Source organism: Streptomyces sp. NPDC012825 (assembly GCF_042900925.1).
Classification (GTDB): Bacteria; Actinomycetota; Actinomycetes; order Streptomycetales; family Streptomycetaceae; genus Streptomyces.
The window spans coordinates 192,149-204,848 of sequence record NZ_JBIBBZ010000003.1; the positions used below are offsets into that span (position 1 = coordinate 192,149).

Below are 12,700 nucleotides of genomic sequence, written 5' to 3' on the forward strand. Positions count from 1 at the left end.
TCCGTGGCAGGAGGGTCGTGATGCGTGAACAACGGTATCCGCCACCACTGACAGTCCCCCTCGCCGAACGCGTCGGGCGCGGGACACCGTCGGGATCCCGGAAGGGACCTGGGCAGACACCGGTGCAGACCGTACAGCCTACCCGCACACCCGCTTCCGGTTGAAATTCCCTGGTGAAGGGACGCAATCTGTACACAACGGATGTCGGCGGCGCTACGATGCGCCGCCTTCCGGCAAGCACGCCAGGAGGTGCCCCATGGCCCAGGCAATGCGACGCGAACCCGGCCACTCCCTCTTCGCCACCGACGGCAAGCCGCACCCGCTCCAGGACGCCCTCGTCGGCGTGACGCTGGTGCTGGGCGCCATCGCCTTCGTCACCGCGCAGTTCCACAACCTGCACCTGCTCAGCTCCTGGGCGGGCCTGCTCGGCATCCTGACCGGTGGATACGGGCAGTTCATCTCCGCGACGACCCGCGAGCGCTTCCTCATGATCATCGGCCTCGGCGCGGCGGCGATCGGCTTCTACCTCGGCATGGCCCACGGCGGCCTCTTCGGCTGACCGGGTCCCGCGCACCCCGATCGGCCCCGGGCCGCCGCCCGCTCAGGGCCGTTCGGGCGAGGTGCGCGGCACGTCAGGGCCCGTACAGACATCCGGGGCGCTCCCCGGTCACAGTAGGCTTCGGCGCGAGAGCCGGAGCCCCTGACCGATGGGGACACACCTGCCGAGGAGCGCCCCGCATGAGCCTGACCCTGAGGACCATCAGCCGAGAGCAGCATCTGGCGTACATCCAGAGCCAGCCCTCCGCGAGCCACTGCCAGGTTCCGGCGTGGGCCGATGTGAAGACCGAGTGGCGCTCGGAGAACCTCGGCTGGTTCGACAGGGACGGCCGGCTCGTCGGCGCCGGACTGGTCCTCTACCGTCAGCTCCCGAAGATCAAGCGCTACCTGGCCTACCTGCCCGAGGGCCCGGTCATCAACTGGTACGCCCCCAACCTCGACGACTGGCTGCAGCCGATGCTGGCGCACCTCAAGCAGCAGGGCGCCTTCTCCGTGAAGATGGGCCCGCCGGTCGTCATCCGCCGCTGGGACTCGGCCGCCATCAAGTCCGGCATCCAGAACCCGGACGTCAAGCGCCTCAAGGACGTCGAGGCCACCCACATCGAGCCGCGCGCCTTCGAGGTCGCGGACCGGCTGCGGAAGATGGGCTGGCAGCAGGGCGAGGACGGCGGCGCCGGCTTCGGCGACGTGCAGCCCCGCTACGTCTTCCAGGTCCCGCTCGCGAACCGCTCGCTCGACGACGTCCTCAAGGGCTTCAACCAGCTGTGGCGCCGCAACATCAAGAAGGCCGAGAAGGCCGGCGTCGAGGTCGTCCAGGGCGGCTACGAGGACCTGGCGGAGTGGCAGCGGCTGTACGAGATCACGGCCGTCCGCGACCACTTCCGGCCGCGCCCGCTCTCGTACTTCCAGCGCATGTGGACCGTCCTCAACAGCGAGGACCCCAACCGCATGCGGCTGTACTTCGCCCGTCACAACGGCGTGAACCTCTCCGCCGCGACGATGCTCGTCGTCGGCGGGCACGTCTGGTACTCCTACGGCGCCTCCGACAACATCGGCCGTGAGTTCCGGCCCTCGAACGCGATGCAGTGGCGGATGCTGCGCGACGCCTACGCGATGGGCGCGACCGTCTACGACCTGCGGGGCATCTCGGACTCCCTCGACGAGACCGACCACCTCTTCGGCCTCATCCAGTTCAAGGTCGGCACGGGCGGCGAGGCCGTCGAGTACGTCGGAGAGTGGGACTTCCCGCTGAACAAGCTGCTGCACAAGGCGCTCGACATGTATATGTCGCGGCGCTGAACGACCCGGCGCGGCACGGCCCCAGGACGTGCCGCGCGCGGTTCCGTACCCTCGTAGACACCTTCACCTCCCCACACCGCAGCCATCAGAAAGGTTCCGGGCCGGCCATGGCGCTCTCCCTGTACGTCGACACCGCTCGCTGGCGGGCGCACCAGAAGACGGTCATCGACCAGTTCCCCGGCATCATCCCCGTCTGCAAGGGCAACGGCTACGGCTTCGGCCACGAGCGGCTCGCGGACGAGGCGGCCCGGTTCGGCGCCGACATGCTCGCCGTGGGCACCACGTACGAGGCCGCGAGGATCAAGGACTGGTTCAGCGGCGACCTGCTGGTCCTCACCCCCTTCCGCCGGGGAGAGGAACCGGTTCCGCTGCCCGACCGGGTGGTGCGCTCCGTGTCCTCCGTGGACGGCGTCCACGCCCTGGTGGGCGCCCGCGTCGTGATCGAGTGCATGAGCTCGATGAAGCGGCACGGCGTGCGCGAGGAGGAGCTCCACCAGCTCCACGCCGCCATCGAGGACGTGCGTCTGGAGGGGTTCGCCCTCCACCTCCCGCTGGACCGCCCGGACGGCACCGACGCCGTCGAGGAGGTCATCGCCTGGATGGACCGGCTGCGCAACGCCCGGCTGCCGCTGCACACCATGTTCGTGAGCCACCTGCGGGCCGAGGAGCAGGCCCGGCTCCAGCAGCAGTTCCCGCAGACACGTTTCCGCGCCCGCATCGGCACCCGGCTCTGGCTGGGCGACCACGAGGCCACGGAGTACCGGGGCGCGGTCCTCGACGTGACCCGGGTCGCCAAGGGCGACCGGTTCGGCTACCGCCAGCAGAAGGCCGCTTCGGACGGCTGGCTGGTCGTCGTCGCCGGCGGCACCTCGCACGGCGTGGGCCTGGAGGCGCCCAAGGCGATGCACGGCGTCATGCCGCGCGCCAAGGGCGTGGCGCGGGCCGGCCTCGCCACCGTCAACCGGAACCTGTCGCCGTTCGTGTGGGCGGGGAAGCAGCGCTGGTTCGCCGAGCCGCCGCACATGCAGGTGTCGATCCTGTTCGTGCCCGCCGACGCCCAGGAGCCCCGGGTCGGCGACGAGCTCGTGGCGCACCTGCGCCACACCACGACGCAGTTCGACCGGCTCGTCGAGCGCTGAGCGTCCGGTCCGGGGGCGGGGGCTCGGGCCCCCGGAGCCCGGCCCCCGGACCGGCCGTGACCGCTCAGCCCCGGAGTCCCCGCTCCCCGGAAGCGGAGTGCCGGGCCGGACGCCCCGCGCCACCCGCCACGAAGACGTCCTCCGCACCGTCCAGGACGCCCCCCGAGGGGTCGTCCGAGCCGTCCTGCCGTACCGGGTCCCCGTCGGGCGCCAGGATATCGCGCACGACCATCACGCACAGGTACAGCGTGCCGAGCAGGTGCAGGACGATCGCGAACTGGTAGCCCTCCACCGGCAGGCCCTGCTTGTCGTTGCCGCTGGTCGTGAACGCCAGGTACATCCAGACGCCCAGGAAGTACATGACCTCGCACGCCTGCCAGATCAGGAAGTCGCGCCAGCGCGGCCGGGCGAGGACCGCCAGCGGGACCAGCCACAGCACGTACTGCGGCGAGTAGACCTTGTTGACGAGGACGAACGCGGCGACGACCAGGAAGGCCAGCTGGACGAAGCGGGGCCTGCGGGGGGCCGCGAACGCCAGCCAGGCGAGGCCTATCACCGCCATGCCCATGAGCAGCAGCGCGTACAGGTTGGCCCGGTCGGGTGGGATCGAGGCGCCCGTGCGCTGGCTGACGAGCAGCCAGACCGACCCGAAGTCGACGTTCCGCTGCCTGCTGAAGAGGTAGAACTGCTTCCACCCCTCCGGCGCGAGCAGCATCACCGGCAGGTTCACGACCAGCCAGGACCCCGCGAAGCCGAGCACCGCGGTTCCGTACTCCCGCCACTTCCCTGCGCGGCAGCAGAGCAGCAGCAGGGGGAGGAGGAGCAGGACCGGGTAGAGCTTGGCGGCCGTGGCCAGGCCCAGCAGGATCCCGGAGGCGAGCGGGCGGCTCCGCGCCCACATCAGGACGGCGGCGGCGGTCAGCGCGACGGCCAGCAGGTCCCAGTTGATCGTGGCCGTGAGCGCCACCGAGGGCGCCAGGGCGACCAGGAGGCCGTCCCAGGGACGCCGGCGGTGCGTCCTGGCCACACAGACCGCCAGGACGGCCGCGCAGGCCATCAGCAGACCGGCGTTGGCCAGCCAGTACGCCTGCTCGCGCTCCGTCGGGTCGCCGCCGCCCGGCGTCAGCCAGGCCGCGACCTCCATGAAGAGCCCGGTCAGGACGGGGTACTCCAGGAACGGTATGTCGCCGGTCAGCCGGTCGAAGTAGGGGACCAGGCCGTCCGCGAAGCCCCGCCCGGAGAACAGGTGCGGGATGTCCGAATAGCAGGCGTGCGTGTACTGGGAGGTCGTCCCCCGGAACCAGGCCCAGTTGTAGCAGGGCAGCTTCTGCACCATGCCCAGGGCGAACATGCCGATGGCCACGAGGGCGATCACCCGTACCGGGGACGGCTTCCCGGTGCCGGGCAGCGCCCGGCGGCCGTAGGGGCCGCCGATCAGTTCGCTGCCCGCGGCGGCCACCTCGTCCCGGTGGGTGGGGATGACCGTCTGCGAGCGCTCCCGCGGCGCGCTCGTCTTCTGGAGGCTCGGCATGGGGGACATCCTGCCGTACGCCCCCGGGAAAACGGCGAGGGCCGCCGCGGCCGTCCCCGTACGGAAGGTACGGAGCGGCCGCGACGGCCCTGAAGGAGGTGCTCGGCGGGGTTGGGGGGTGCTCGGCGGGTTTGTAGGGGGTGTCTCGCCCCCTAGGGGACCCAGGACCCGTCTCCGGGCTTGTTCCCGCCCGGCCTGCCGCTCCCGTCGTCCGTCGGCGTGTCGGTCGGTTCCGGACTCTCGCTGGTCGGCGGTGTGGTCGTGGGCTCTCCGGTGTTGCCGCCCGGGTCGCCCGGCTCGTAGCAGCCCGGGTCCCAGATGCTGCAGGTCGGCCTGCCCGGCTTCGTCGTCCTGGTCGGCGTGGGGGGAGTCGTCGTCGGGGGAGGCGTCGTCGGGGGGGTCGTCGACGGGGTGACGGACTCGGTCGGCGTCGGCGAGGGCGACTCCGACTTGGTCGGCTTCGGCGTCGGCGTCGGGCTCGACGCGCCGCCGCCGAAGACCGCCTCGGCGTCCTCCAGCTTCTGCGGCTCGGGGAACTTGACCTTCGGGTCGCCCTTGACGGCCTCGGACATGTAGTCCTGCCAGATCTCCGAGGGGAACGACGAACCGTGGATCGTGTCACGGCCGCCGGTGCCGTACATCTTCTCGAACTCGCGGTTCTTCTTGGTGTCGTCGTCGTCGTAGCGGTACATGTCGATCGCCGTCGCCAGCTGCGCGGTGTAACCCACGAACCAGGCGGAGCGGTTCTCGTCGGTCGTACCGGTCTTGCCGGCCACGGCGCGCCCGGGGAGCCGCGCCTTCTTTCCGGTGCCCTCGGGGTCGTCCACGACGTCCCGGAGGACGTCGGTGACGTTGCTGGCGATGGCCGCGCTGAAGGCCTGGGCGGGCTTGGCCTTGTGCTCGTAGACCGTGCCGTTCTTCGTGACCTTCTTCACCGAGTAGGGGTCGTTCTGCTCGCCCTGGTTGGCGAAGGTCGAGTAGGCACCGGCCATGCGGATGGCGCTCGGGCTGGAGATGCCGAGGGAGAACGAGGGGACCTCGCCCTTGACGAGCGAGCTGTCCAGCAGGCCGGCCTTCATGGCGGCGTTGCGGACCCTGTCGATGCCGACGTCCATGCCGAGCTGCACATAGGGCGAGTTGGCGGACTTGATCATGGCCCGGCGCAGCGAGATGCTGCCGTAGTCCTCCTGGCCGTCATTGGTCTGACGCCACTCCTCGCCCTTCTCGTTGTGCCAGATCTCGCCGTTGTACTTGCGGATCGTCAGCCCGTTCTTGCCGGAGTAGCGGCTCTTGTCCGGGTCGACGATCGTGCGGGTGGACTCGTCCTGGTCCTCGCCCAGCCCCTTGTCCCGCACGCCGTCCTTCATCGCGGCGGCGAGCACGAAGGGCTTGAACGTCGATCCGACCATGGCGCCGGTGGAGTCGGCGTTGTTGGTGAAGTGCTTGGTGGCGTCGACGCCGCCGTAGAGGGCGACGATCGCCCCCGTGTCCGTGTCCACGGAAGCGCCGCCGAACTGGACGTTCGTGTCCGTTTCGGGACGCTTCTCGGGGTCGATGTTCTCCTTCAGGACCTTCTGGACCGACTTCTCGAGCGCGGCCACCTTGTCCTTCTCGAAGGTCGTGTGGATCTCGTAGCCGCCGCGCTCCAGCTCGGGCTCGCTGATGTCGAACTGGGTCTTGATGTTCGCCTTGGCGGTCCTGACGAGGTAGCCGATCTGGCCCCCCAGGTTGGCGCTCTGACCGGGCTTCTGGATCTTGGGGAAGGTCGTGTACTTCGCCCGCTCCTCGGCCGAGATGTGCCCGTCGTTCCGCATCTCGTCGAGGATCCAGCTCCACCGCTTCTGGGCCCGAGCGGTGTTCTTCTCGGCGGTGGCTTCCGGGTCGATCTCGGGGTAGCCGGCCGGGTCGTAGTACGTCGCGCCCTTCAGCACCGAGGCGAGCAGCGCCGCCTGGCTGGGGTCGAGCTTGTCGGCGTCCTTGTTGAAGTAGGCGCGGGAGGCGGCCTGGATGCCGTAGGCACCGCGTCCGTAGTACGCGGTGTTCAGGTAGCCGGCCATGACGTCGTCCTTGTCGACCTCGTTGCCGACCTTCATGGCGATGAAGAACTCCTTCACCTTGCGGGTGACTGTCTGCGACTGGTCGTCGAGGAGGTTGTTCTTCACGTACTGCTGGGTGATCGTCGAACCGCCCTGGGTCTGGCCGCCCTTGGCCATGTTCCACACGGCGCGCCCGATGCCCATCGGATCGATGCCGGAGTCGTCCCAGAACGTCTTGTTCTCCGCCGCGATCACCGCGTTCTGCATATGCGTCGAGATCCCCGAGAGGGGGACGATCTGGCGGTTGGCGCCGCCGCCCGTCGCGACCATGCGGGAGCCGTCGGCCCAGTAGTAGATGTTGTTCTGCGACTTCGCGGTGTCGGCTTCCTTGGGGATGTCCACCTGCGTGTACGCGAAGGCCGACACGCCCATCAGGCTCGCCACGAAGAACAGGAACGTGCCCGTCACGAGCCGCCACGAGGGCAGCCAGCGGCGCCAGCCGTACTTGTCGTGGCGCGGGTAGTCGATGAACCGCTTCTTGCCGGGCCCACGCCCCTGGGGACCGTCGCCGGGGCCGCGCCCCCCGCCGCCGCCACCGCGTCGGCCGCCACCGGACCCGCCGGGGCCGCCGGGACCGGTACCGGCCCCCTTCCGGCGGCTGCCGCGCTGGGCGGCACGACGGGCCTCCGCACGCCCCCCGTAAGGGCGCTGCTCGTCCCCGCCGTAGGAGGAAGGAGGCCCGTAGGAGGCCGAAGGGGCCCCCGTGCCTGCGTCTTGAACCGGGGCCGGCCCGCGGCCCACCGGCTGCTGGGCAGCGCGCCGTACCGCCGCGCGTCCACCCGTCGGTGGCTGCTGCTGCGGCGCTTTGCGACGATGCTCGCTCATCGAACGACTACTCCTCGGGCAGGCGAGTACGCCTGGAAGCGGCAGTTGAGTTCCGGTCCCCCCGAAATGCGCACGGCCGGGACCCATCGGAGGTCCCCCCGTACCGCAGCCGGTCACCCGCAGCACTGACGCCCCAGGGCGTCGCTCGGTTCCCGGTGGTCTGCATCCGCACAGACTACGCACGGCCAAAAACCACCTGGAGCCGGACTTCACCCCAAATCAGGCAAGTCGACTGCTGTGAATTGAGGATGTGACGCCGGTCACGACGGGTCCACTTGTCGCCACAGAGTGACCGTTCTATCGTGCTGATGTATCGAGTCGATACATCAGCGCGGCATAAGGGCCCGGGAAGCGGAGGAGGCGACGGATGAGCAGACGCTCCGGCATCCTCGAATTCGCCGTCCTCGGTCTGCTGCGCGAGGCGCCTATGCACGGATACGAGCTGCGGAAGCGGCTCAACACCTCGCTGGGCGTCTTCCGTGCCTTCAGCTACGGAACGCTGTACCCCTGCCTCAAGACGCTGGTCTCAAACGGCTGGTTGATCGAGGAGCCGGGCAGCGCCCCCGAGGACACCCTCGCCGCGTCGCTCGCGGGACGCCGGACCAAGATCGTCTACCGGCTGACCCCGGAAGGTAAGGAGCACTTCGAGGAGCTCCTCTCGCACACGGGGCCGGACTCCTGGGAGGACGAGCACTTCGCCGCCCGCTTCGCCTTCTTCGGGCAGACCGAGCGCGAGGTGCGGATGCGCGTCCTCGAAGGCCGCCGCAGCCGGCTGGAGGAGCGTCTGGAGAAGATGCGCGCCTCCCTGGCACGGACGCGCGAGCGCCTCGACGACTACACGCTTGAGCTGCAGCGCCACGGCATGGAGTCCGTGGAGCGCGAAGTGCGCTGGCTGAACGAGCTCATCGAGAGCGAGCGGGCGGGGCGGGATCGGCGATCCGGCCCCGGAACCGCCGCTCTGCACGACAACGATTCTGGAGAAACGGGCGGCCTGCCCCGGCACGGGGGCAGTACCCGGCCGGATCCGTCCGACGACACCACCACGTGAATCCCCGCACACAGCAGGGCTTCACACGATCACACAGGGAGCAACCGGAATGGGTTCGGTTCGCGTAGCCATCGTCGGCGTGGGCAACTGCGCCGCCTCGCTGGTCCAGGGCGTCGAGTACTACAAGGACGCCGACCCGGCGACCAAGGTGCCCGGCCTGATGCACGTCCAGTTCGGCGACTACCACGTCGGTGACGTCGAGTTCGTCGCCGCCTTCGACGTCGACGCGAAGAAGGTCGGCCTCGACCTCTCCGACGCCATCGGCGCCAGCGAGAACAACACCATCAAGATCTGCGACGTCCCGAGCACGGGCGTCACGGTCCAGCGCGGCCACACCCTCGACGGTCTCGGCAAGTACTACCGCCAGACCATCGAGGAGTCCGCCGAGGAGCCGGTCGACGTCGTCCAGATCCTCAAGGACCGCCAGGTCGACGTCCTCGTCTGCTACCTGCCGGTGGGCTCCGAGGCGGCCGCGAAGTTCTACGCGCAGGCCGCCATCGACGCCAAGGTCGCCTTCGTCAACGCCCTCCCGGTCTTCATCGCCGGCACCAAGGAGTGGGCGGACAAGTTCACCGAGGCGGGCGTCCCGATCGTCGGTGACGACATCAAGTCGCAGGTCGGCGCGACCATCACGCACCGCGTGATGGCGAAGCTGTTCGAAGACCGCGGTGTCCGTCTCGAGCGCACCATGCAGCTCAACGTCGGCGGCAACATGGACTTCAAGAACATGCTGGAGCGCGAGCGCCTGGAGTCCAAGAAGATCTCCAAGACGCAGGCCGTCACCTCGCAGATCCCCGACCGCGAGCTGGGCGAGAAGAACGTCCACATCGGCCCGTCGGACTACGTGGCCTGGCTGGACGACCGCAAGTGGGCGTACGTGCGCCTCGAGGGCCGCGCCTTCGGTGACGTCCCGCTGAACCTGGAGTACAAGCTCGAGGTGTGGGACTCCCCGAACTCGGCCGGTGTCATCATCGACGCCCTGCGCGCCGCGAAGATCGCCAAGGACCGGGGCATCGGCGGCCCCATCCTCTCGGCTTCGAGCTACTTCATGAAGTCCCCGCCGGTGCAGTACTTCGACGACGAGGCCTTCGCCAACGTCGAGAAGTTCATCAAGGGCGAGGTCGAGCGCTGATCACGCCGCTCGTCTGACGGCTGATCACGCCGTACGGCCGACGGCTGAACAAGTCGCACGTCTGACGGCTGATCACGCCGCACGGCCGACGATCGAGGGCCCCGGGCACTGCCCGGGGCCCTCCTCGTGTGTGAGTCTTGCTGCCATGTCCGTCGTACGTGATCTGCGCGTACTCCTGCGCCTGACGCACTTCCGCCGCCTGCTCCCCGTCCGGCTGCTCTCCCAGTGCGCCGACGGCGTCTACCAGGTGGCGCTGGCCACGTACGTCGTCTTCTCCCCCGAGAAACAGACCTCCCCCACCGCGATCGCCTCCGCCATGGCGGTGCTCCTGCTCCCGTACTCCCTCGTGGGGCCCTTCGCCGGCGTACTCCTCGACCGCTGGCAGCGCCGCCAGGTCTTCCTGTACGGGAACCTCCTGCGCGCCCTGCTCGCGTGCGGGACCGCGGTGCTCGTCCTCGCCTCCGTGCCCGACTGGCTCTTCTACGCCTCCGCGCTCTCCGTCACGGCCGTCAACCGCTTCGTCCTCGCGGGGCTCTCGGCCTCGCTCCCGCGCGTCGTCGACGACGAACGGCTGGTCGTGGCGAACTCGCTCTCCCCCACCGCCGGCACGCTCGCCGCGACCGTCGGCGGCGGTCTCGCCTTCGGGATCCGGCTGCTCGCCGACGACTCCGACGCCGCCGTGGTGGCCTTCGGCGCCGTCCTCTACCTCTGCGCCGCCCTCGCCTCCCTGCGGATGTCCCGCGAGCTCCTCGGCCCCGATCCGGACCTCGTGCCCCAGCACCTCGCCACGGCCCTGCGGTCGACGGCCCGCGGACTGGCCGAGGGGCTGCGCCACCTCGCCGAACGGCGGCCCGCCCTCCGGGCGCTCACCGCGGTGGGCCTCATACGGTTCTGCTACGGCGCCCTGCTCGTCAGCGTGCTCATGCTCTGCCGCTACACCTGGAGCTCCACCGAGACCGAGGGCCTGACCCTCCTCGGGCTCGCGGTCGCCCTGTCAGGAGCCGGTTTCCTCGTCGCCGCGGTCCTCTCCCCGTGGGCGGTCCGCCGGTTCGGTCCCTTCGGCTGGATGACCGTGTGCACAACGGCGGCGGCCGTGCTCGAACCGGCACTCGGTCTGACCTTCGCCCCCGTGCCCTTCCTCGTCGCCGCCTTCCTCCTCGGGCTCATCACCCAGGGAGCCAAGATCGCGACGGACACGGTGGTGCAGACCTCCGTGGAGGACGCCTACCGGGGCCGGGTCTTCTCGCTCTACGACGTGCTGTTCAACGTCGCCTTCGTCGGTGCGGCGGGGGTCGCGGCACTGATGCTGCCGCCCGACGGCCGCTCCGCCCCGCTGATCGTCCTGGTGGCCGTGATCTACGGATCGACCGCCGTGGCTCTGCGCGGAGAACAGGCGAAGGACGATGCTGCGGGAGAACGCGCGAAGGGGTGATGTTTCACGTGAAACACCACCCCTCGTCACGGACCTGCCGGACGGGCCGGTGTTTCACGTGAAACATCGGCCCGCCCGAAGGAGACGGGTCAGCCCTGCGCTTCCCACCACTCCTTGAGCGCGGTGACGGCCTGGTCGTGCTCCATCGGGCCGTTCTCCAGCCGGAGCTCCAGCAGGAACTTGTACGCCTGACCGATGGCCGGGCCCGGACCGACGCCCAGGATCTCCTGGATCTGGTTGCCGTCGAGGTCGGGACGGATCGCGTCCAGCTCCTCCTGCTCCTGGAGCTGGGCGATGCGGTCCTCCAGGCCGTCATAGGCGCGGGAGAGCGCGGTCGCCTTGCGCTTGTTGCGCGTGGTGCAGTCCGAGCGGGTCAGCTTGTGGAGACGTGAGAGCAGAGGGCCGGCGTCCCGCACATAGCGACGCACGGCCGAGTCGGTCCATTCGCCCGTCCCGTACCCGTGGAAGCGGAGGTGCAGCTCCACGAGGCGCGAGACGTCCTTGATCATCTCGTTGGAGTACTTGAGCGCGGTCATGCGCTTCTTGGTCATCTTCGCGCCCACGACCTCGTGGTGGTGGAAGGAGACCCGCCCGTCCTTCTCGAAGCGACGGGTACGCGGCTTGCCGATGTCGTGCAGCAGGGCCGCGATGCGCAGCACCAGGTCGGGGCCGTCATCCTCCAGGTCGATCGCCTGGTCGAGCACGGTCAGCGAGTGCTCGTAGACGTCCTTGTGCCGGTGGTGCTCATCGCTCTCCAGCCGCAGCGCCGGCAGCTCGGGCAGCACGTGCTCGGCGAGACCGGTGTCCGCGAGAAGGCCGAGGCCCTTTCGCGGGTGCGCCGAGAGGAGGAGCTTGTTGAGTTCCTCACGGATGCGCTCGGCGGAGACGATCTCGAGCCGACCGGACATCTCCTTCATCGCCGCGACGACCTCGGGGGCGACCTCGAAGTCCAGCTGCGCGGCGAAGCGCGCGGCCCGCATCATGCGCAGCGGGTCGTCGGAGAAGGACTCCTCCGGCGTGCCCGGCGTGCGCAGTACCCGGGCGGCCAGGTCCTCCAGACCGCCGTACGGGTCGATGAACTCCTTCTCGGGGAGGGCCACGGCCATGGCGTTGACGGTGAAGTCACGCCGGACGAGGTCCTCCTCGATCGAGTCGCCGTAGGAGACCTCGGGTTTGCGCGAAGTCCGGTCGTACGCCTCCGAGCGGTACGTGGTGACCTCGATCTGGAAGCGCTGGACGGTGTCCCCGACGCGGGCGTCCTTCTGACAGCCGACCGTTCCGAAGGCGATGCCGACCTCCCACACGGCGTCGGCCCACGGGCGGACGATCTTCAGCACGTCCTCGGGACGGGCGTCGGTGGTGAAGTCCAGGTCGTTGCCGAGCCGGCCGAGCAGGGCGTCCCGTACCGAGCCACCGACCAGCGCGAGGCTGAACCCGGCTTCCTGGAAGCGACGGGCGAGGTCGTCGGCGGCAGGGGACACGCGCAGCAGTTCGCTGACCGCACGGCGTTGCACCTGACTCAGTGCAGTGGGGGTGTCTTCGTTGGCGTTCGGCACAACAGAAAAGGGTACGTGCCCCGGCTCACCGCGACGTCCCCGTTTTCCCGGGGCGGAGCCGCTCGTCGCCGGGGGCCAAAGTCG

The 12,700-nt window shown here is 69.6% G+C and carries 9 protein-coding genes; 6 read left to right on the top strand and 3 right to left on the bottom strand.

The window, feature by feature from the left end:
• Positions 1-256 precede the first annotated feature (256 nt).
• From ACFY7E_RS09475 to ACFY7E_RS09485, 3 genes are all read left to right on the top strand, one after another.
• Complete coding sequence (locus tag ACFY7E_RS09475; protein ID WP_383433327.1) at positions 257-559, top strand: hypothetical protein; 303 nt, start codon at positions 257-259, stop codon at positions 557-559.
• 179 nt (positions 560-738) lie between these two features.
• Complete coding sequence (locus ACFY7E_RS09480; protein ID WP_389482547.1) at positions 739-1,857, top strand: lipid II:glycine glycyltransferase FemX; 1,119 nt, start codon at positions 739-741, stop codon at positions 1,855-1,857.
• A 107-nt stretch (positions 1,858-1,964) separates the two neighbouring features.
• Positions 1,965-2,996: an alanine racemase gene (locus ACFY7E_RS09485; protein WP_053640005.1), complete on the top strand. Its 1,032-nt coding sequence runs from the start codon at positions 1,965-1,967 to the stop codon at positions 2,994-2,996.
• Between the two features lie 64 nt (positions 2,997-3,060).
• On the opposite strand, the gene ACFY7E_RS09490 is transcribed toward ACFY7E_RS09485, so the two are convergent.
• Together ACFY7E_RS09490 and ACFY7E_RS09495 are read right to left on the bottom strand one after the other, a co-directional pair.
• Positions 3,061-4,527: a glycosyltransferase family 87 protein gene (locus ACFY7E_RS09490; RefSeq protein WP_389482550.1), complete on the bottom strand. Its 1,467-nt coding sequence runs from the start codon at positions 4,525-4,527 to the stop codon at positions 3,061-3,063.
• A 152-nt stretch (positions 4,528-4,679) separates the two neighbouring features.
• A complete protein-coding gene (locus ACFY7E_RS09495; RefSeq protein ID WP_389482553.1) occupies positions 4,680-7,448 on the bottom strand; it encodes a transglycosylase domain-containing protein in 2,769 nt (922 codons plus the stop codon).
• Positions 7,449-7,815: 367 nt separating this feature from the next.
• On the opposite strand from ACFY7E_RS09495, the gene ACFY7E_RS09500 reads away from it, so the two are divergent.
• The 3 genes from ACFY7E_RS09500 to ACFY7E_RS09510 all read left to right on the top strand — a co-directional run bounded on the left by ACFY7E_RS09500 (position 7,816) and on the right by ACFY7E_RS09510 (position 11,060).
• Positions 7,816-8,496 carry a helix-turn-helix transcriptional regulator gene (locus ACFY7E_RS09500; RefSeq protein ID WP_356539672.1) on the top strand — a complete coding sequence of 227 codons (681 nt, stop codon included), beginning with the start codon at positions 7,816-7,818 and terminating at the stop codon, positions 8,494-8,496.
• Positions 8,497-8,545: 49 nt separating this feature from the next.
• Positions 8,546-9,628, top strand: a complete 1,083-nt coding sequence (locus tag ACFY7E_RS09505; protein ID WP_389482557.1) for an inositol-3-phosphate synthase — start codon at positions 8,546-8,548, stop codon at positions 9,626-9,628.
• A gap of 145 nt (positions 9,629-9,773) precedes the next feature.
• The gene (locus ACFY7E_RS09510; RefSeq protein ID WP_389482560.1) at positions 9,774-11,060 is read left to right on the top strand and encodes an MFS transporter; all 1,287 of its coding nucleotides are present in this window, start codon (positions 9,774-9,776) and stop codon (positions 11,058-11,060) included.
• Positions 11,061-11,149: 89 nt separating this feature from the next.
• On the opposite strand, the gene ACFY7E_RS09515 is transcribed toward ACFY7E_RS09510, so the two are convergent.
• Positions 11,150-12,616 carry a CCA tRNA nucleotidyltransferase gene (locus ACFY7E_RS09515; RefSeq protein ID WP_389482563.1) on the bottom strand — a complete coding sequence of 489 codons (1,467 nt, stop codon included), beginning with the start codon at positions 12,614-12,616 and terminating at the stop codon, positions 11,150-11,152.
• Between the last annotated feature and the right edge of the window lie 84 nt (positions 12,617-12,700).